13 protein-coding genes are annotated in these 19275 nt (G+C 72.5%); 11 read left to right on the forward strand and 2 right to left on the reverse strand.

Annotation, left to right across the window (positions count from 1 at the left end; genetic code table 11):
- Positions 1-322: 322 nt before the first annotated feature.
- The 6 genes from Val02_RS32650 (at position 323) to Val02_RS32670 (ending at position 9995) form a co-directional block, all read left to right on the forward strand.
- On the forward strand, positions 323-3418 hold the full coding sequence (locus tag Val02_RS32650) for an AfsR/SARP family transcriptional regulator (RefSeq protein WP_203903127.1): 3096 nt from the start codon (positions 323-325) through the stop codon (positions 3416-3418).
- Positions 3419-3492: 74 nt separating this feature from the next.
- Positions 3493-5019 (forward strand): Nramp family divalent metal transporter, encoded by a 1527-nt coding sequence (locus Val02_RS32655; RefSeq protein ID WP_203903128.1) that lies wholly within the window; start codon positions 3493-3495, stop codon positions 5017-5019.
- 99 nt (positions 5020-5118) lie between these two features.
- The gene (locus tag Val02_RS32660; RefSeq protein WP_203903129.1) at positions 5119-6273 is read left to right on the forward strand and encodes a cytochrome P450; all 1155 of its coding nucleotides are present in this window, start codon (positions 5119-5121) and stop codon (positions 6271-6273) included.
- Between the two features lie 5 nt (positions 6274-6278).
- The gene (locus Val02_RS48965; protein ID WP_506023328.1) at positions 6279-6371 is read left to right on the forward strand and encodes a hyalucidin A family RiPP precursor; all 93 of its coding nucleotides are present in this window, start codon (positions 6279-6281) and stop codon (positions 6369-6371) included.
- Between the two features lie 80 nt (positions 6372-6451).
- Entirely contained in the window at positions 6452-7702 is a 1251-nt protein-coding gene (locus Val02_RS32665; RefSeq protein ID WP_203903130.1) for a cytochrome P450, read from the forward strand.
- A gap of 4 nt (positions 7703-7706) precedes the next feature.
- Positions 7707-9995, forward strand: coding sequence for a glycosyl hydrolase family 95 catalytic domain-containing protein (locus Val02_RS32670; RefSeq protein WP_203903131.1), 2289 nt, complete (start codon positions 7707-7709; stop codon positions 9993-9995).
- A gap of 34 nt (positions 9996-10029) precedes the next feature.
- On the opposite strand, the gene Val02_RS32675 is transcribed toward Val02_RS32670, so the two are convergent.
- Entirely contained in the window at positions 10030-12201 is a 2172-nt protein-coding gene (locus Val02_RS32675; RefSeq protein ID WP_239153498.1) for an alpha/beta hydrolase, read from the reverse strand.
- A 456-nt stretch (positions 12202-12657) separates the two neighbouring features.
- On the opposite strand from Val02_RS32675, the gene Val02_RS32680 reads away from it, so the two are divergent.
- From Val02_RS32680 to Val02_RS32700, 5 genes are read left to right on the forward strand one after another with little or no spacing between them, the layout of a single operon-like run.
- Entirely contained in the window at positions 12658-13716 is a 1059-nt protein-coding gene (locus tag Val02_RS32680; RefSeq protein ID WP_239153499.1) for a sugar ABC transporter substrate-binding protein, read from the forward strand.
- Positions 13713-15254, forward strand: coding sequence for a sugar ABC transporter ATP-binding protein (locus Val02_RS32685; RefSeq protein ID WP_203903133.1), 1542 nt, complete (start codon positions 13713-13715; stop codon positions 15252-15254). The genes Val02_RS32680 and Val02_RS32685 overlap by 4 nt, the downstream gene beginning before the upstream one ends.
- Entirely contained in the window at positions 15247-16281 is a 1035-nt protein-coding gene (locus tag Val02_RS32690; RefSeq protein ID WP_203903134.1) for an ABC transporter permease, read from the forward strand. The genes Val02_RS32685 and Val02_RS32690 overlap by 8 nt, the downstream gene beginning before the upstream one ends.
- A complete protein-coding gene (locus tag Val02_RS32695; protein WP_203903135.1) occupies positions 16278-17576 on the forward strand; it encodes an enolase C-terminal domain-like protein in 1299 nt (432 codons plus the stop codon). The genes Val02_RS32690 and Val02_RS32695 overlap by 4 nt, the downstream gene beginning before the upstream one ends.
- The gene (locus Val02_RS32700) at positions 17573-18457 is read left to right on the forward strand and encodes an amidohydrolase family protein (protein ID WP_239153500.1); all 885 of its coding nucleotides are present in this window, start codon (positions 17573-17575) and stop codon (positions 18455-18457) included. Before Val02_RS32695 ends, Val02_RS32700 begins: the two co-directional genes overlap by 4 nt.
- On the opposite strand, the gene Val02_RS32705 is transcribed toward Val02_RS32700, so the two are convergent.
- Positions 18454-19140: a FadR/GntR family transcriptional regulator gene (locus tag Val02_RS32705; protein WP_203903136.1), complete on the reverse strand. Its 687-nt coding sequence runs from the start codon at positions 19138-19140 to the stop codon at positions 18454-18456. The two genes, Val02_RS32700 and Val02_RS32705, sit on opposite strands and share 4 nt — an antisense overlap.
- Between the last annotated feature and the right edge of the window lie 135 nt (positions 19141-19275).

The following is a 19275-nucleotide window of genomic DNA, read 5'->3' on the forward strand; positions in this document are numbered from 1 at the left end:
TCAGGTCCCGGCCCGCCGCCGCCGGCGGTGCCGGGCGGGCCGCTTCCGTCGCCGTGCCGGTGGTGGCGTCGAACGCGGCGGGACGCGAGGCTCGGAAGAGTCCGGGCCCGGCAGCGGGGGGAGGCGCGGCGGGCAGTTCGATGACATGGTGCCTCCGGGCGGTGAGTGAACGACCATCGTTGATGGCTGTCTTCATCGATCCGGCATCACGCGGTGCATCGGCGGCCGGCCGGATGCGTTGTGCCGGCCGTCGGGCTCACCTATTGTGCGTGCCTGGCACACGACAACGGACAACCCGCAGCCGGCGCAACCGGAGGGCGCATTGCGTTTCCTCATCCTGGGGCCGCTCAAGGTGATCGACGGCGATCGCGCGGTCGTTCTGGGTGGACGCCGCCGGCGCACGGCTCTCGCGGTCCTGCTGGCCAACGCCGGTCAGGTGGTGCCGCTGGAGCACCTGATCGACGCGATGTGGGCGGACCCGCCGGCGACCGCCCGACGCCAGATCCAGAACGAGATCTCCGCGCTGCGGCGCGCACTCGCCGGTGGCACCCCGATCGACGTCGTCGGCCACGGCTACCGGATCGCGCCGGGGCCGGGCGAACTCGACGCCCGGGAGTTCACCGACCTCGTCGCGAAGGCCCTCGACCTCGCCGGCCGGGACCAACCCGCCGCGGCGGCCGACACGCTGCGTGAGGCGCTGCGGCTGTGGCGCGGCCCCGCCCTCATGGACCTGCCCGGCTTCGCCGTCGAGGCGGCCGCGGTACGGCTGGAGGAGCAGCGCCTCGCCGCCCTGGAACAGTGCGTCGACCTCGAACTCGGCCTCGGCCGGCACGCGGACCTGGTCGGCGAGCTGGCCGAACTGGTCACCGCCCACCCGCTGCGCGAACGCCTGGTCGGACAGCTCATGCGCGCCCTGCACGGCTCGGGGCGGCAGTCGGAGGCGCTGGAGGCGTACGGGCACCTGCGCGTGCGGCTCGCCGACGAGTTGGGCCTGCAGCCCGGCACCCGGCTGCGGGAGCTGCACGGCGCGATCCTGCGCAACGACCCGACGGTTCGGCCGCCGGCGCCGGCACCGTCGCGCACCGCGGCCGCGCCCGCACCGGCGCAGCTGCCGGCCGACGTGTCGGGCTTCACCGGCCGCGCCGAGCACCTGCACCGGCTGGACGCACTGCTGCGCGAGGAGCGGCCGAACGCCGTCGTCATCTCCGCCATCGCCGGCATGGCCGGGGTCGGCAAGACCACCCTGGCGGTGCACTGGGGCCACCGGGTCCGGGACCGGTTCCCCGACGGGCAGCTCTACCTCGACCTGCGCGGCTTCTCCGGGGACGCGCCGGTGCGGCCGGCCGAGGCGTTGACGCACCTGCTGTACTCGCTCGGCGAGCAGCCCGAACAGATCCCGGCCGACGTGCAGACGGCGGCCGGCCGGTACCGTTCGCTGCTGGCGGACCGGCGGATGCTGGTGGTGCTCGACAACGCCGCCGACGCCGACCAGGTTCGGCCGCTGCTGCCGGGCAGTGCGGGCTGCGTCGTGCTGATCACCAGCCGGAACAGGTTGCCGGGACTGGTCGCCCGCGACGGCGCCGACCGGCTGCTCCTCGACGTGCTGACTCCCGACGAGGCGTTCGACCTGCTCGCCACGCTCCTCGGACCCGAACGGGTGGCGGCCGAGCCGGCGGCGACGGCGGAGCTGGCCCGGGTCTGTTCGTACCTGCCGCTGGCGCTGCGGGTCGCCACCGCGCACCTGCTCGGCCACCCCTGGCCGGGCATCGCCGACTACGTCGGCGCGCTGCGCGCCGGCGACCGCCTGGCGGAACTGGACGTCGACGGCGACGAGCGCAGCGGGGTCCGGCGGGCGTTCGAGCTGTCGTACCGGACGCTGGATCCCGACGCCCGCCGGCTCTTCCGGCTGTTCGGGCTGGCGCCCGGGGCCGACATCACGGTGGCGGCGGCCGCCGCGCTGGGCGGCGCCGGTGCGGCCGACACCAGGCGCCGGCTGGAACGGCTGACCGGCGCCAACCTGCTCGACCAGCGGGTCCTCGGCCGGTACACCTGCCACGACCTGCTGCGCGACTACGCCGCCGAACGCGCCCGCGCCGAGGAGCCCGCCGCCGACCGTGCGGCCGCGCTGGGCCGCCTGTTCGACTGGTACCTGCACGGGGTAGACCGCGCGGCGCGCGTGCTGTACCCGCAGTCGATGCGCCTGCCGGTGCCGGAGCTCGAGGTCGCCGAGCCGGTGGAGCCGGCCGACGGGACGGCCGCGTCGGCGTGGCTCGATGGGCAGTCGATGCGCCTGCCGGAGCTCGAGGTCGCCGGGCCGGTGGAGCCGGCCGACGGGACGGCCGCGTCGGCGTGGCTGGACGCCGAGCGCGCCAACCTGGTCGCCGTGATCCGCCACGCCGCCGAGCACGGGCCGCGTTCGCGGGCCTGGCTGCTGGCCGACACCCTGCGCGGCTACTTCTGGCTGGGCATGCACGTCGTGGACTGGCAGAACGCCGCCCGGACCGCGCTGGCCGCCGCCACGGCCGAGGGCGACCTGCGGGCCCAGGCGGCGGCGCAGCTCAGCCTCGCCGACTCGCACTTCCGGCAGGGCGAGTTCGCGCCGGCCGTGGAGCGGTACACCGCCTCGATGCTGCTGGCGGAACGGACCGGCTGGGCGCAGTGCGAGGCGGCGACCATCGGCAACCTGGGCGTCATCCACCGGGACTCCGGGCAGCTGTGGCAGGCGGTGGAGTACTTCGACCGGGGGCTCAAGCTCTGCCGCGCGAACGACTGGCGCCACGGCGAGGCCGTCACCCTGGACGCGCTCGCCCGGGCGTACCTGCGGCAGGGGCTGCTGGAGAAGGCGGGCGAGTGCTGCGCGCGGGCGCTGCGGATCAACCGCGCGATCGGTTCGCGGCTCGGTGAGGCCACGATCCTCGGCGACTGGGGCGAGGTGCTGCACGCCCAGGGGCGCCTCGACGAGGCGGAACGGCGCCTGCGCGAGTCGCTGCCGCTGTTCCACGAGTTGGGGGACCGCAGCAACGAGGCGTTCGCGATGCGCGTGCTGGCCGCCGTGCACTGCGACCGCGGTTCCGTCGAGGATGCCCGGGAACTGGGTCTGGCCGCACTGGCCCTCGCCCGGGAGGTCGGCGAGCGCGGGATCGAGGCCGAGGCGCTGAACACCCTCGGCACGATCGCGCACCGCGGCGGCCGCCACGAGGACGCGGTCGGCCACCACGAGGCGGCACTGGAGCTCAGCCGGGCGATCGAGTCCCGCTATCCCGAGGCGGAGGCGCTGCTCGGCCTCGCCGTCGCGCACGTCGCCCTCGGCCGGCACGAGCGGGCCGTCACACACGCGCGGCACGCGCTCGCCATCGCCGGCGAGTTCGGCTACGGGCGCGTGGCGGAGCTGTCGAAGGCCGTCATCGACCGTTCATAGGGTTGCCCGGGGTTATTCGATGGATAACGATCTATCTATCCGAGTACCCCCCGACTCGCAGACCGGGAGCGACGATGACCAGCACATCTCCACCCGTCGAGGCCGCCGAGTACCCCCTCGGCGTCGGTCGTCCACCACTGCACGTAGCTGACCTGCCGACGCCGGAAGAGGTCTTCCAGGTCGCGAAGACCGGCCCCAAGGAGACCGTCACGAAGATCATGGGGCCGGCGATGATCGCGCTCGGCCTCTCCATCGGCAGCGGCGAATGGCTCCTGGGCCCGCAGGCGATCGGCAGCCTCGGCTGGACCGGCGTCGGCTTCATCATCACCATCTCGATCATCCTGCAGGCGTTGTACAACATGGAGATCGGCCGGTACGTGCTCGCGACCGGCGAGGTGCCCTCGCTCGGGTTCGGGCGCGTCCCGCCCGGGGCGTACGTCGGCACGGTCCTCGCCGTCGGGCTCTTCTATCTGGCGTTCATCACCGGCGGGTGGGCCGCGTCGGCCGGCGCCAGCTTCTTCACCCTCGTCACCGGCGACATTCCCACGGGGAACGACCTGACCACCACGCGCTGGATCGGCGTCGGCCTGATGGGCGCGGTCTTCGCGATCACCCTGTTCGGCAAGAAGATCTCCCGCACGCTCGAACTGCTCTTCTGGGTGCTCGTCCTGTTCATCCTCGTGACGCTCTTCCTCGCGGTGCTGATCCTGACCCCGCCGAGCGCCTGGCTCGACGGGCTCGTGGGCATGCTGCGGCCCGCGCTGCCGCCCGAGGGGACCGAGGCGACGACGATCGGCGCGGTGGCCGGCTTCGCCGCAATGGCCTCCGGCCTGAACTTCGTGTTCATGAACTACTACCGGGACAAGGGCTACGGGATGGGCAGCAAGACCGGCTACATCCCGGGCCTGCTCGCGCGCGGCGAGGGGCAGACCGAGATCGCGCCGGTCGGCACCACGTTCCCGGAGACGCCGGAGAACGCCGCCCGCTGGCGACGCTGGTGGTTCTTCCTGAAGCTGGAGATGTGGGCGATCTTCGTGCCGGGCGCCATCATCGGCATGCTGATGCCGGGCATCCTGGTCAGCCACCTCTCCGCGGAGAGCGGCGTCAAGCCGACGGTGGCGAGCATGCCGACGTTCGTGGCCGACCAGTTGCGGGCGACCGGCGAGAGCAGCCTCTTCTTCGGCTGGGCGCTGTTCATCGGCTTCGTGATCCTGTTCAAGACCCAGATCGTCGTGTTCGAGATGCTGACCCGGAACATGGTCGACGCGCTCTACGGGTCGAGCGCCGGATTCCGCCGCCTCATCGCGGGTGACCCGCGGCGCTTCTACTACCCGTTCATGATCGTCCTGGGGATCACCATCTCGATCATCATCTTCCGGGCACTGCCGGTCGCGTTGGTCCAGTGGGCGGCGAACATGTCCAACCTCGCGGCCATGATCTTCCCGTTCGCCCTCATGTACCTGATCGGCAAGCTGCCGCGGCCGGCACGGGCCTCGTGGTGGTCGTACCTCGTCCTGGTGCTGGTCGCGCTCTTCTTCGGCTTCTTCTTCGTCAACTTCGCCATGGACCAGCTCACCGGCTCCCCGCTGGTCACCTTCTAGCTCGCGACACCGGCCCACAGGGAGGGCGTCGCGCCGGATCGGAACATCGTGGAACGCGGTGGAACGGCTTGTAGGTAAAGCCGAATCGCGAGGAGGGCGATGATCCCGCGGCGCCTTTCCGGACCCGACTTCCTGACCAGACTCGACGAGCTGCACGCCGTTCACGGCGGCGTCTTCCCCGGCCGCCCCGGTGAGGTCTACGTCGCCGATCCCGCGATCGCCCGGGAGATCCTGGGCAACGCCGCGGGACACTACCGCGAGCACTCGGACTTCTTCCGCATCCGGACCGGAACCTTCGGGCCGCGCGCGGCGCAGGTCGGGATCGGCCGGGCCGCGCGGCAGCTGCTGGACCGGCACCATCGGGCGCACGCCGCGAGCCTGCCCGGACTGGTGGCGCGGCGGCTGGCGCCGTCGAGTGCGTGGCCGGACGCCGGGAACCGGTTGGTGTTCGGGTACTTCGCGCCGGTGCTCGTCGGTGCGGAGCCGTCGGAAGCCTTGCGGGACACCGTTTCCGCGGTGGTGGAGCGGGCCGTTCTGGCCGGTGCGCGCGAACGGTACTCGCTGCTGACCCGGGCCCGGTTCCGCGGGCGGGTGATGCGCGTGCTCGCCGCCGAGATCGCGGCCCGCAGAACGGCCCGCGGGAAAGGCGATGGGCCGGACGCCGACCTGCTCGACGTTCTGGCGCGCGCCGCGCCGCCGGGCAGCCGGGACCGCGATCTGGCCGAGGTGTACCTGTCGTGCCTGTTCGCCGTGGCCGGGTCGGTCGGGTTCCTGCTCGGCTGGTCGGTGTATCTGGCGGGCACCGCCGGCCCCGACGCCGCGTCGGCGCCGCCGGCCTGGGTGGTGCGCGAGGCGCTGCGGCTCTGGCCCGTCGCGTGGCTGTTCGGCCGGCGGCCCGTGGCGGAGCGCACGCTCGACGGGGTCGCCGTCACGCCCGCCGACGAGGTGCGCGTCTGCGGCTATCTCGTGCACCGCGATCCCGCGCACTGGCCCGATCCGCACGAGTTCCGGCCGCAGCGGTGGGCCGCGCCGACCGGGCGGGAGGCGTTCGTCCCGTTCGGCTGGGGGCCGCACGCGTGCACCGGCGCCAGCGTCTCCATGCAGGTCGTCGAGGCCCTCCTCGGGATCATCACCGCGACCTACGCGGTCCACGTGACCGCCCCCGACTCCCGGCCGCAGGTGGCGGCGGCCCTTGCCCCGCCACGGTTCACCCTGCGGCTGGACCAGACCGACGACAGGTCCGAAGGGAGGTGAATGGAATGACGAAGCTCTTCCGCGCGGCCAAGCGGGCGCTCAACCTTTACGGCGGCGGCAGCCGGGACTACATCTGGTACCTCTACCACAACATCTGATCGAACCGGTGGGAGCGGGCCGCACCGCCGGTCCGCTCCCACCACCGCTTCCCGCGCACGGCCACCCGACGGAGAGACAGATGACAGCCGCCCAGGAACGCGACCCGGATCTGCTCAGGGACCTACGCGCCCCCAGCGCGGAGCACGACGGTGTGTTCTGGCGCAACGGGGGGCAACTCGTCGTCTTCGACGCCGACGCGGCGGTCGCCGCCAACGCGGACAACTACGCCGACCTGACCATGCCGGACCGGCTGGTCGACGTGCTGCGCCGCCGGCCGAGCACACCCGTGTCGTGGAAGCAGGTGCGCGCCGCCTACCTGTCCCGGATGCGCCGGCTCTGCGCCGCCGACGAACTGGCCGCCCTCGACGAGCGGATGGCCGCCGTGCTGCGCGAACGCCTCGACCAGCCCGTCGATCTCATGTGGCTGGCGCACGAGGTGAGCTTCCGTTCGATCGTGCCGTCGGTGATCGGCGGCCTCGGCCCGCGGGACCGGTCCCGGATCACCCGCGACGCGCTGGTGAAGCTCAACCGCCTGCTGCGCACGCTGAAGCGCGACCGTCCACTGTGGATGCAGCCGCGGCTGATGGCCGTCGGCGCGAGCGCCGGCCTGGTGATCCGTCGCGAACTGCGCCGCCGCGCGGCCGGACGCGTCCCGCCGCGCCTCGACCTGATCGACGTCATCGCCACCGAACTGCTGGACGACCTCGGCATGGACCGTGCCGTGCACGCCGTCGCCGCCGTGCTGACCGCGATCGCCGGACCGCCCGGCGCGGCCGCCGCGAACCTGATGTACGCGCTGGTGACCCGGCCGGAGTGGGCGCAGCGGCTGACGGCGGAGTTCGCGGGTGTCGGCACCGACGAGTTGTACGGCTCCGGCACCCGCTGCGCGCCGGTGGCGCACCGGTTCGTCAAGGAGGTGCTGCGCACCTGGACCGCGCCGACGATGATGACCCGCAGCGCCCGCACCAGACTGAACATCCGCGGCCACGACCTCGACATCGGGCAGCACTTCGTGGTCAGCCCCGCGATGGTGCACCACGACCCGCGGCACTGGCGGGACCCGGAGGTGTTCGACCCCGACCGGTGGCTGCCGGACTCGCCGCGCGGCCTCACCGGCGGGCAGCACTACGTGCCGTTCGGGTGGGCGCCGATCGGCTGCATCGGCGCGAGCCTGGGGACGATCCAGCTGGTGCTGCTGTGCCGGCAGCTCTGCACGGCCTTCCGGCTCGAACCGGCGACCCCGGACCGTCTGCGCATGGCGGTCGGCGGCGTGGCGATGCCGCTGGACTTCACCGGCGCGGTGCGCGCCCGGGAGCCGCGGGTAGATTGACCGGGTGCACCGTCTGCTCTTCGACCGGCCGGCGGGCACCTGGCTGGAGGCGCTACCCCTGGGCAACGGCCGCCTCGGCGCGATGTGTCACGGCGGGGCGCACTCCGCCCGGTTCGACCTCAACGACGAGACGGCCTGGTCCGGCGGCCCGGACAGCGAGCGCCGGCAACCGCAACCGTCGGCGGAGCGGGCCCGGGCCGACCTGGCCGAGGCCCGCGCACTGATCGCCGCCGGCCGCGGCCGGGCCGCCGAGGAGCCGGTCAAGCGGCTGCAGTCGGACTACTCGCAGGCGTTCCTGCCGGTGGCGACCGTCGAGGTGCTCCTCGGCGACGGGGGGCCCGGGCACGGACCGGACTACCGGCGCGGCCTGGACCTCGGCACCGGCCTGCACACCGTCTCGCACGCCGGGGTGCTCCAGCGCACGGTGGTCTCCGCGCCGGACGGGGTGCTGGTGCACGTCGTCGACGGGATTCCCGAGGAGACGGCGGTGCGGGTGCGGCTGTCCAGCCCGCTGCGGATCCTGCGGGACCACGGCGACGCACTGGTGCTGCGGCTGCCCAGCGACGTGCCGCCCACCCACGCGCCGGACTTCCCGGCCGCCGTCTGGGGCCCCGACGCCCTGGAGGCGGCCGTGGCGACCCGGACCGAACGGCTGCCCGGCGGCCGGGTCGTGGTGCTGGTGGAGACCGCGACCACGTTCGGCGGGCCCGGTCGGCCGAACACCGGCACCGGCCGTGACGCGCTGGCCCGGGCGGCGCGACGGCTGGCGGCGCTCGACCCGTCCGACGCCGACGCGTTGCTGGCACGCGCCTGCGCCGACCACGCGCGCCTGCTCGACCGGGTGGAGCTGGAGTTCGGCACCGGAACCGCCCCGGAGGGCACCACCGCGCAGCGGCTCGCCCGTGCGTTCGCCGATCCGCAGGGGCCGCTCGCCGCCGATCCGGGCCTCGCCGCGCTGCTGTTCCACTACGGGCGCTACCTGCTGGTGGCCTGTTCCCGCCCGGGCGGCCTGCCGGCGCACCTGCAGGGCCTGTGGAACGACTCGATGCGGCCGCCGTGGAGCAGCGGCTACACGCTCAATGTCAACCTGCAGATGAACTACTGGCCGGCCGAGGTGACCAACCTGCCGGAGACGGCGCAGCCGCTGCACGCGTTCGTCGAGGCGCTCAGTGTGCCGGGCACCGAGACGGCCCACCGGATGTACGGGGCCCGCGGCTGGACCGCGCATCACAACAGCGACGCCTGGCTGTACACGTCGATGGTCGGTGCGCGCCGAGGCGATCCGGCGTGGGCGTTCTGGCCGATGGCGGGCCCCTGGCTGGTCCGGCACCTGTGGGAGCACGTGCGCTTCGGGGCCGGCGACGACGCGTTCCTGCGCCGGGTGTGGCCGGTGCTCGCCGGCGCCGCGCGGTTCGGGCTGGACCGGCTGGTGCGCACGCCGGAGCACGGCTGGGCGACGGTGCCCTCGACGTCACCGGAGAACGAGTATCTGGACGCCGACGGCGAGCCGACCGCGCTGACCTACTCGTCCGCGCTCGACCTGACCCTGCTGCGGGACCTGTTCACCATGACGCTCGCCGCCGCGGCCCGGCTCGGGGTCGACGACGACCTGACCGCCGCGCTGCGCGAGCGGCTGCCGCGGCTGCCCGGGCCCGCGGTCACGCCGCAGGGCCTGGTGCGCGAGTGGGGCGACGACGCCGTGGCCGTCGACCCGCACCACCGGCACGTGTCGCAGCTCTACTTCGTCTATCCCGGCGAGGAACCGTTGACGCAGCGGCTGCGCCGGTCGGCCGCCGCCACGCTGCGGGTGCGTGGGGACGACTCGACCGGCTGGTCGTTGGCGTGGAAGCTGGCCCTGTGGGCCCGGCTCGGCGCGCCGGAGAAGGTGTCGGACCTGCTGGCGTTGATGTTCCGGCCGGCCGGCGACAGCGACCGGCCGGAGCGCGGCGGCCTGTACCCCAACCTCTTCGCCGCCCATCCGCCGTTCCAGATCGACGGGAACCTGGGCTATGTGGCCGCGCTGTGCGAGGTGCTCCTGCACAGCCACGCCGGCGGCCTCGACCTGCTGCCGGCGCTGCCCCGCGAACTGTCGACGGGCCGCGTGCGCGGTCTGGTCGCCCGCCCTGGCATCCTGGTCGACCTCGAGTGGCGTGACGGTGCCCTCGTGACGGCGTCGCTGCGGGCGCGTCGGCACGCCGTCGCCGACGTTCGGGTCCGCTACCGGGGCGGGCAGACGACGGTGGCGGTGCGCGCGGACGGGTCGACCACGCTCACCGCCACCGACTTCTCATGACGCGCCGGGTCTTCTCATGACGCGCCGGGGCTTCTCATGACGAGCCGGGGCGGAACAGCCGAGGCGCGAAGTCGATCAGATTCTTCTGCCAGGCGTCCCAGCCGTGCGGGCCCGGCGTGACACCGGCGAAGTCGTACCTGATCCCGAGACTGTCGAACGTCGCCATCGTGGACAGCACGATCGGGTAGACGAAGTCGGTCACGTTGCCGGTGTAGATCCGCAGCAGCCTCGTGCCGCTGTTGACGGCCGGCACGTCGAATCCCGTCGCGTTGAAGACGCCCGCCGAGAACGTGCCGATGTACGCGAACTCCCCGGGGCGGGACTTAAGGACGTCGAACGCCTGGAAGCCGCCCATGGACAGGCCGGCGAGGGCCTGCTGCGCGGGGTCGCGGGCGATGTTGTAGGCCGCCCGCGCCGCCGGAACGATGTTGTCGAGCAGTTCGGCGGTGAAGTTCGGTACGTTGCCGTTGCCCATCACCACCACCATCGGCGTGTGGGTGCCGGCGAGCGCGCCGTTGTCGAGGATCTGGACGGCGCGTCCCATCTCGACCCAGTCCGTGTAGTTCTGGCCGCCGCCGTGCTGCAGGTACAACACCGGATACGGGGTGGCGCGGTGCGGGTCGTAGCCCGGTGGCGTCCATACGTAGGCGGTCCGTTCGCCGCCCGCGACGGTGCTCGTATAGGTGAGCGTGCCGAGGGTCCCGCCCCGTCCCGCGGGGACGTCGGTCAGCGGCCGGGCGCGTTCGCCGGGGGCCAGGAAGGTGCTCCAGGTCGGTTCCGTGGTGATACGCGTCGGGTTCGCGGAGTCCTTGTGGGACACCCCGTCGACGACGAACTTGTAGTAGTAGAACCACGGCTTCAACGGCCCGACCGTCACCCGCCAGCGGTCCCCGTCGCGGCTGAGCGGAACGTTGACCCAGCTGCCGCCCGGCGCCCAGTTGCCCCAGAGCGTGACGCGTCCCGCGTTCGTGAACGCGGTGCCGGTCTCCACGGTGACGAAGGTGTCCCCGTTGGCGTCGCGGGTGATCCACGGCGTCGGCGTGGTGCCCGGGGCCGGCGGCCGGAACTCGTGCGTCAGCGGCAGGTGGCCGGGACTCGGCCGATGGTCGGACACCCGGCGGAAGAGCCGGGGGGCGAAGTCGGCCAGGTTCTCCTGCCACGCCGTCCAGTCGTGACCGGCGTCGGGATTGACCCCGTCGAACTCGTACCGCACGCCGGCCCGGTCGAGGGTGCGCATGAGCCGGTAGGTCGGGTTGTACGCGGGGTCGGTCATGTTGCCCGTGTAGATGCGCAGCAGCGCGAGGTGCCGGTTCACCGTTCGACCGGCAACCCGTGGCGGGTCGGCGAGCGTGGCCGCGAACGCCCCGACGTAGGCGAACTCGCCGGGTCGGGTGAGCGCGGCGCGCACCACCTCGGCGCCGCCCGCGGACGCACCGGCGACGGCCTGTCGCGCGGGGTCGCGGGCGACGTGGTACCCGTCGCGGACTGCGCGCATGAGCCGCTTCAGGTCCGCCGGCACGTCCGGGGCGTCGCCGTCGGCCATGACGACCACCATCGGGCGGATGCGGCCCTGCACCGACAGGTTGTCGAGGATCTGCGCGGCGCGCCCGAGGTCGGTCCAGTCGGTGTGGCGGGCGGCGCCGCCGTGCTGAAGATAGAGCACCGGATACGGCTCGCGGCGGCGGGCGTCGTACCCGGGCGGCGTCCACACCGTCGCGGACCGTCGGGCGACGGTGCCCGGGTAGGTGACGGTGCCGAGGGTGCCACCCAGGCCGGCGGGCACGTCGGTGAGCAGGCGCGCGCCGTCGCCGGGGACCAGGAAGGTGCTCCAGGTCGGGTCCGAGGCGACCGTCGTCGGGTTGGTCGGGTCCTTGAGCAGCTTGGTGACGTCGCCCCGGAGCCGGTAGCGGTACAGGCCGGGCGGCAGCGGGCCGATCACCGAGCTCCACACGTCGCCGGAGCGGGTGAGGCCGAGGTCCGACACCGTGGCCGAGGGGCCGACGTTCGCCTCGACGACGAGTTGGGAGACGTTCCCCATCGCGTTCTGGATCTCGCTCGTCGGCACGGCGAACCTGGCGAAGCCGTCGGTCACGGTGAGCCAGGGTGCCGCCGCTGCCGCCGGACGCGCGGCCGTCACCGTCGGTGCGACCGCCGCGGTCACGACGATCAGGAAAATGCCGATCGCACGCCGGAACATAGATGTCATTGATTCACTCCTCATGCTGTCGACGGCCGTCCCGCGGTGGATGGGCGGCCGTGATCCCGCCTCACGCGGACGTGGCGGACGCGCGTAGAGGCGCTGCATACGGGCTGTGTGAGCGATAACATACGTGGGGCTAGTGTCGACGTCAATGAATGGATCAGCTCCATTCGGCGCTTTCTTGAATGCGTCGATCGTTCGACCGGGAATCTCGTCGAACGACGAAACATAAAGCGGCTGACCTCGGTGCGACGGAATTCCGGCGCGCGCGGCGGCCGGCCGGGGCGGCCGAAGTCGGCCGGACGATCGCTGGACAGGCGTCCGGGTGTCCCCTATAAAGAAACCTCGACGAAACATCTGATGTTTGCCCACCAGCGTCGCACCTCTCCACCCCACCCCCTGCTGACACCGCCCCGCGCCGCGTCGCGCCGTCATGGGCGGGCAGTTCGACAAGGAGACCCGGTGAACCGCAACGTTCTACTCGGCCTGGGCCTGACGGTGGTGCTCGGCACCACTGTTCTCGCCACCGGCTGCTCCCGTGACTCCGACGGCGGTGACGCTTCGGCCCCGCTGATCGGCGTGGACTATCCCCGCTCCGACACCGACTTCTGGAACTCCTACATCAAGTACGTGCCCCAGTCGGCGAAGGACCTCGGTGTCCAGCTGAAGACCAGCAACTCGCAGAACGACATCGCCAACCTCATCTCCAACACCCAGGCGTTCATGAGCCAGGGCGTCAAGGGCGTCGTGATGGCCCCGCAGGACACCGCCGCGATCGCGCCGACCCTGGAGCAGTTGGCGAACAAGAAGATCCCGGTGGTCACGATCGACACCCGACCGGACACCGGCAAGGTGGCCATGGTGGTGCGCGCCGACAACCGCGCCTACGGCACCAAGGCGTGCCAGTTCCTCGGTACCAAGCTGGGCGGCCAGGGCAAGGTCGTCATGTTGCAGGGCGACCTGGCGTCGATCAACGGCCGCGACCGGACCGAGGCGTTCAACGAGTGCATGAAGAAGGACTACCCCGGCATCACCGTCTTCGGGGAGGCCACCGACTGGAAGGGCGACGTGGCCGCGTCCAAGCTGCAGACGCGCTTCACGTCGGACCCTGACATCAAGGGCATCTACATGCAGTCGTCGTTCGCGCTCTCCGGCACGCTGCAGATCCTCAAGCAGCGTGGGCTCCAGGTCCCGCCGAGCGACCCGAAGCACGTCTTCGTGGTCTCCAACGACGGCATTCCCGAGGAGCTGAAGAACATCCAGGGCGGTCTGATCGACGCCACGGTCAGCCAGCCGGCCGACCTCTACGCGAAGTACGGGCTCTTCTACGCCAAGGCGGCCATCGACGGCAAGACGTTCCAGCCGGGCCCGACCGACCACGGCAGCACCATCGTCAAGGTCCGCGACGGCGTCCTGGAGGACCAGCTCGCGGCGCCGTTGGTGACGCTGGACGGCGCCAGTATCGGCGGACAGCCCACCATGAAGTTCGACGACAAGTCGCTCTGGGGCAACAACGTATGAACGCCGCCACGCGGGCTCCGGCGGACGGGCCGGTCGACGTCGACCGGCCCGCCGTCGAGGCGGTGAACGTCACCAAGCGGTACGGCTCGACGGTCGCGCTCGACGGCGCCGGCATCGTCGTGCGGGCCGGTGAGACGCACGCGCTGGTCGGCCGCAACGGTGCCGGCAAGTCCACCCTGGTCAGCATCCTGACCGGCCTGCAGGGGCCGGACAGCGGCTCCGTCAGGTTCGACGGGCGGCCGGCTCCACCGCTGTCGGACCGCACCGCCTGGCGGCAGCGGGTCGCGTGCGTCTACCAGAAGTCGACGATCATCCCGGAGCTGACGGTGGGGGAGAACCTCTTCCTCAACCGGCACGCCCGCGGCCCCGGTCGGTTGATCCGGTGGGCCGCGCTGCGCCGGGACGCCGCGCGGCTGCTCGCCGAGTGGTCGGTCGACATCGACCCGAGCCGACCGGCCGCCGCCCTGACGGTCGAGCAGCGGCAGTTCGTGGAGATCGCCCGCGCGCTGTCGTTCGGGGCGCGCTTCATCATCCTCGACGAGCCCACCGCCCAGCTCGACGGCACCGGGATCAACCGGCTGTTCGAGCGGATCCGCGCGCTGCGCGCACAGGGCGTCACCTTCCTGTTCATCAGTCACCACCTGCAGGAGATCTACGAGATCTGCGACCGGGTGACCGTCTTCCGCGACGCCCGGCACATCGTCACCGCACCGGTGGCCGAACTCGGTCGCCAGGCGGTGGTCGCGGCGATGACGGGCGAGGACGTCCACCTCTCCGAGGCCGCCCGTCGGACGTTGCCCGCCGACGCCCCGGTCCGGGTGACGGTCGACGCGCTGGTGACCCGCACCGGCGCCGAACTCTCCCTGGTCGCGAGGGCGGGCGAGGTGATCGGCATCGCCGGCGGCGGCAGCAGCGGCAAGATCGAGGTCGCCGAGGCGATTGCCGGCCTGGCCCGACCGGTCTCCGGCACCGTGGCCGTCGACGGGCGTGTCCTGCGTCCCGGCAGCGTTCCCGACGCCCTCGCGGCCGGGATCGGCCTGGTGCCGCAGGACCGCAACCGGGAGGGGCTGGTGCCACAGCTCTCGATCGCGGAGAACGTCACGATGACGGTGCCGGAGCGCATCGGCCGCCGCGGTGTGCTGTCGCCCGGCCGTCGCGACGCCTTCGCCCGGCGGACCATCGCCGACCTGGCGATCAAGGCGTCGGGGCCGGACGTTCCGGTCGGCGAGCTGTCCGGGGGCAACCAGCAGAAGGTGGTCATGGGCCGGGCCCTCGCGAACGATCCGAAGGTGCTGGTCCTGCTCACCCCGACCGCCGGCGTCGACGTGCGTTCCAAGCAGACGCTGCTGGGCGTCGTGCAGGAGGTGCGCCGAGGGGGGACCACGGTGCTGGTGGTCTCCGACGAGCTCGACGACCTGCGCATCTGTGACCGCGTCCTGGTGATGTTCCGGGGCCGGGTGGTAGCCGAGAAGGCGCACGGGTGGAGCGACAACCACCTGGTCGCCGCCATGGAAGGGGTCGATCTCGACCATGTCTGACACGCTGTCCACCGGCACCGCGCCGGCTTCCGTCACGCCGTCGCCGGCCGCCCGCCGCGCGCCGGCCATCGCCAGGCTGCGCGACTTCGCGCTGGTGCCGGCGATCGTCGCGGTGGCGATCGTCGGGTTCATCGTCAATCCGGTGTTCCTGAGCGGCGACAACCTGATCAACGTGCTGCAGAGCATGTCCGAGATCTCCATCGTCGTGCTCGCCGAGACGATCGTGCTCATCACCGGCAAGATGGACCTGTCGCTGGAGTCGACGTTCGGGCTCGCCCCGGGGCTTGCCGCCTGGCTCATCGTCGATCCGGCCGTCACCCACGGGCTCGGGCTGCACGCCGTTCCGCAGGTGTGGGCGGTGCCGCTGGTGCTGCTCACCGGTGCGGCCGTGGGGGCTTTCAACGGGCTGCTCATCGTGCGCTTCAAGCTCAACGGGTTCATCGTCACGCTGGGCATCCTGATCGTGTTGCGCGGCCTGCTGACCGGCATCTCCGGCGGCAAGACGTTCTTCGCGCTGCCCGCGTCGATGACCTACCTGGGATCCGCCGCATGGCTGGGCGTACCGGCGTCGGTCTGGATCTGCCTGCTGCTGTTCGCCGTCGGCATCGTGGTGCTCGGCTACACGCGTCCCGGCCGGGCGCTCTACGCCATCGGGGGCAACGCCGACGCGGCGCGGGCCGCCGGTATCCGCACCGATCGGGTGCTGTGGCTCACGCTGATCGTGGCCGGCACGCTCGCGGCCCTCGCGGGGCTGCTCATCAGCGGGCGGCTCGCGGCGGTTCCGGCCGCCCAGGGCGACGGCGCCATCTTCCAGGTCTTCGCCGCCGCGGTCATCGGCGGGGTGAGCCTCAACGGCGGCAAGGGGACGGTCTTCGGCGCGTTCACCGGAGTCCTCCTCCTTTTCATGATCATAAATGTGTTGACCCTCGCGGGTGTCCCCGCGCAGTGGACGAACTTCCTCAACGGCGCCGTCATCCTGGTGGCCCTCGTCGTGTCCCGCGTGACGGGTGGAAAGGCGCAGACGTGACCGAGCGGATCTCCGCAGTGGAAACCGTGGACGTGCGGTTCCCGACCTCCCGGCAGCGCGACGGCTCCGACGCGATGAACCCGTTCCCGGACTACTCGGCGGCCTACGTCGTCCTGCGCACCACCGACGGCGCGGAGGGGCACGGGCTGGTGTTCACCGTCGGTCGTGGCACCGAGATCGCGGTGACCGCGCTACGGTCGCTGGCCGCCCTGGTGATCGGCCTGCCCGTGGCCGAACTCGTCGCCGACCCGGGCGCGCTGATGCGCCGGCTCGTCGACGACAGCCAGATCCGTTGGCTGGGCCCGGCGAAGGGCGTGGTGCACATGGCCGCCGGCGGTCTGGTCAACGCGGTCTGGGACCTGGCGGCGCGGCGCGCCGGCAAGCCGCTGTGGAAGCTGCTGTCGGATCTCCCGCCGGAGCGGCTGGTGGCCCAGGTCGACTTCCGTTACCTGCGCGACGCGCTGACCGAGGAGGACGCCCTCGCGCTGCTGCGCGCCGCCGCGGCCGGCCGTGCCGAACGGGAGCGGCTGCTGCTGGCCGAGGGGTATCCGGCCTACACCACGAGTCCGGGCTGGTACGGCTACGACGACGAGAAGCTGGTGCGGCTGTGCCGGCAGGCCGTCGAGGCCGGGTTCGACCTGATCAAGATCAAGGTCGGTGGCGACCTCGCCGACGACGTGCGGCGGATGCGGCTCGCCCGGGAGGCCGTCGGGCCGACGGTCCGCCTCGCGGTCGACGCCAACCAGATCTGGGGAGTGCCCGAGGCGATCAGCTGGATGCGCGAACTCAGCCCCTTCGACCCGTACTGGATCGAGGAGCCCACCTCGCCCGACGACGTGCTGGGGCACGCCGCGGTCCGGCGCGCCCTGGCGCCGGTCATGGTGGCGACCGGCGAGCACGTGCACAACGCGGTGATGTTCAAGCAGCTGCTGCAGGCGGGTGCGGTCGACGTGGTCCAGATCGACGCCTGCCGGGTCGGCGGGGTCAACGAGAACCTGGCGATCCTGTTGCTCGCGGCCAGGTTCGGCGTGCCGGTGTGTCCGCACGCGGGCGGCGTCGGCCTGTGCGAGCTGGTCCAGCACCTGGCCATGTTCGACTTCCTGGCGGTCAGCGGCACCGCCGAGAACCGGTACGTCGAGTACGTCGACCACCTGCACGAACATTTCACCGACCCGGTGCGGATCCGGGCGGGACGCTATCTGGCCCCCACCGCACCGGGGATGAGCGCCGAGATCCTGCCGGCCACGCTGGCCGCGTACCGGTTCCCGGACGGACCCGAGTGGGCGGCGGCGTGACGGAGCACCGGACGATCGTCGACGCGCACCATCACCTGTGGCGACCCGAGCGCGGGTACACCTGGCTCGACGCGCCCGGCCTGACGGCCATCCGCCGGCCGTTCACCCCGGAGGACCTGACGGCCGAACTCGCCGCGGCGGGGGTCGAGGCCACGGTGCTGGTCGAGGGCGGCCGCTGTCACCCCGACGAGGCCGCCGAGTTCCTCGGCCACGCCGCCGACACCCCGGCCATCGCGGGCGTGGTGGCCTGGGCGGAGCTGACGGACGCGGACCTGGCCGCGACCCTGGCCCGCTATCGCCGGCACCGCGGCGGCGAGCTGCTGGTCGGCGTGCGTTCGCAGGTGCAGGGCGAGGAGGATCCCGACTACCTCGACCGCCCCGAGGTGCGGCGCGGGCTGGCCGAGGTCGCCGCGGCGGGTCTGGTGTTCGACCTGGTGATCCGCGCCGACCAGCTGCCGTCCGCCGCCCGTGCGGCGCGGGCCGTTCCGGAACTGCGCCTGGTGCTCGATCATCTCGGCAAGCCCCGGATCGACGAGGGGGCGGCCGGCCTGCGGCGCTGGCGCGGGCCGTTCGCGGCGCTGGCGGCCGCCGGCAACGTCACCTGCAAGCTGTCCGGGCTGGTCACCGAGGCCGGGCCGGATTGGACCCCGGACGACCTGCGCCCGTTCGTGGCGGTGGCCGTCGCGGAATTCGGCGCCGCCCGGCTGATGTTCGGCTCGGACTGGCCGGTGTGCCTGCTCGCGGCCGACTACGGCGGCGTGCTGCGGGCGCTCGGGGCGGCCCTGCCGCCGCTCGGGGAGCCGGACCTGCGGGAGATCTTCGCCGGTACCGCGACGCGGGTGTACGGACTGGGCGGGCGGCTGCGGCGTGACGCGCCCTAGCCCCGGTCCGACAGGACCGCGCGCAACCACGCCTCGGAGGTGTTGACGTGGACCAGCGCGCTGGCATGGGCGAGCAGTTGGTCCCGCCGGCACAGGGCGGCGTAGATCGCCTGGTGCTCGTCGATCGTGGTGTGGGCCGCGTTGCCGTCGATCAGCCCGCGCCAGACCCGGGCCCGTACCGTACGGCTGGACAGCCCGTCCAGCAGCGAGGTGAGCGTCTCGTTGCCGGTCGCCGCGACGACCGTGTGATGGAACGCCGTGTCGAACCCGATGAGCTTCTCGTGGTCGTCGGCGGCCGCCCGCATGCTGTCGAGGATCCCGCTCAGTTCGGCCAGGGCGGCGTCGGTGACGCGCAGCGCGGCCAGTCCGGTGGCCACCGGCTCCAGCATCCGGCGCACCTCCATCACCTCCAGCAGGGTGTCGTCGCGCAGCAGTTCCACGGCCAGGCCGAGGCCCTCGAGCAGCAGCCGCGGCGCGAGGCTGGTGACGTAGGTGCCGTCGCCACGGCGCACGTCGAGCACCCGGGCCGACTCGAGCACCTTCACCGCTTCCCGCACCCCGCTGCGCGACAGGCCCATCTGGGCGGCCAGTTGCGGCTCGGGCGGCAGGCGCGACCCCGGCGGCAGTTCCCCGTTCTGGATCATGCTGCGGATCTTGGCGATGGCCTCGTCGGTCAGTGCCACGACTCTCCCTCCGGAACGGTCAGTCGCTTGCCGCCCTCACTATAGAGACATCAGATGTTTGCCGAGTGCGTCGAACGGGTCGCGCACCGGCACCCAGGAGAGGAAGGGTTCCGATGGATCGTTGCGAGGCGACGA

This window comes from Virgisporangium aliadipatigenens (assembly GCF_016863615.1).
In the GTDB taxonomy this organism is placed as follows: Bacteria; Actinomycetota; Actinomycetes; order Mycobacteriales; family Micromonosporaceae; genus Virgisporangium; species Virgisporangium aliadipatigenens.

Excerpts from the sequence above, each read along its gene's own strand:
- Val02_RS32690 (WP_203903134.1), top strand. The coding sequence starts at position 15,247 with ATGTCTGACACGCTGTCCACCGGCACCGCGCCGGCTTCCGTCACGCCG.
- Val02_RS32655 (WP_203903128.1), top strand. The coding sequence starts at position 3,493 with ATGACCAGCACATCTCCACCCGTCGAGGCCGCCGAGTACCCCCTCGGC.
- Val02_RS48965 (WP_506023328.1), top strand. The coding sequence starts at position 6,279 with ATGACGAAGCTCTTCCGCGCGGCCAAGCGGGCGCTCAACCTTTACGGC.
- Val02_RS32665 (WP_203903130.1), top strand. The coding sequence starts at position 6,452 with ATGACAGCCGCCCAGGAACGCGACCCGGATCTGCTCAGGGACCTACGC.
- Val02_RS32685 (WP_203903133.1), top strand. The coding sequence starts at position 13,713 with ATGAACGCCGCCACGCGGGCTCCGGCGGACGGGCCGGTCGACGTCGAC.
- Val02_RS32660 (WP_203903129.1), top strand. The coding sequence starts at position 5,119 with ATGATCCCGCGGCGCCTTTCCGGACCCGACTTCCTGACCAGACTCGAC.
- Val02_RS32675 (WP_239153498.1), bottom strand. The coding sequence starts at position 12,201 with ATGACATCTATGTTCCGGCGTGCGATCGGCATTTTCCTGATCGTCGTG.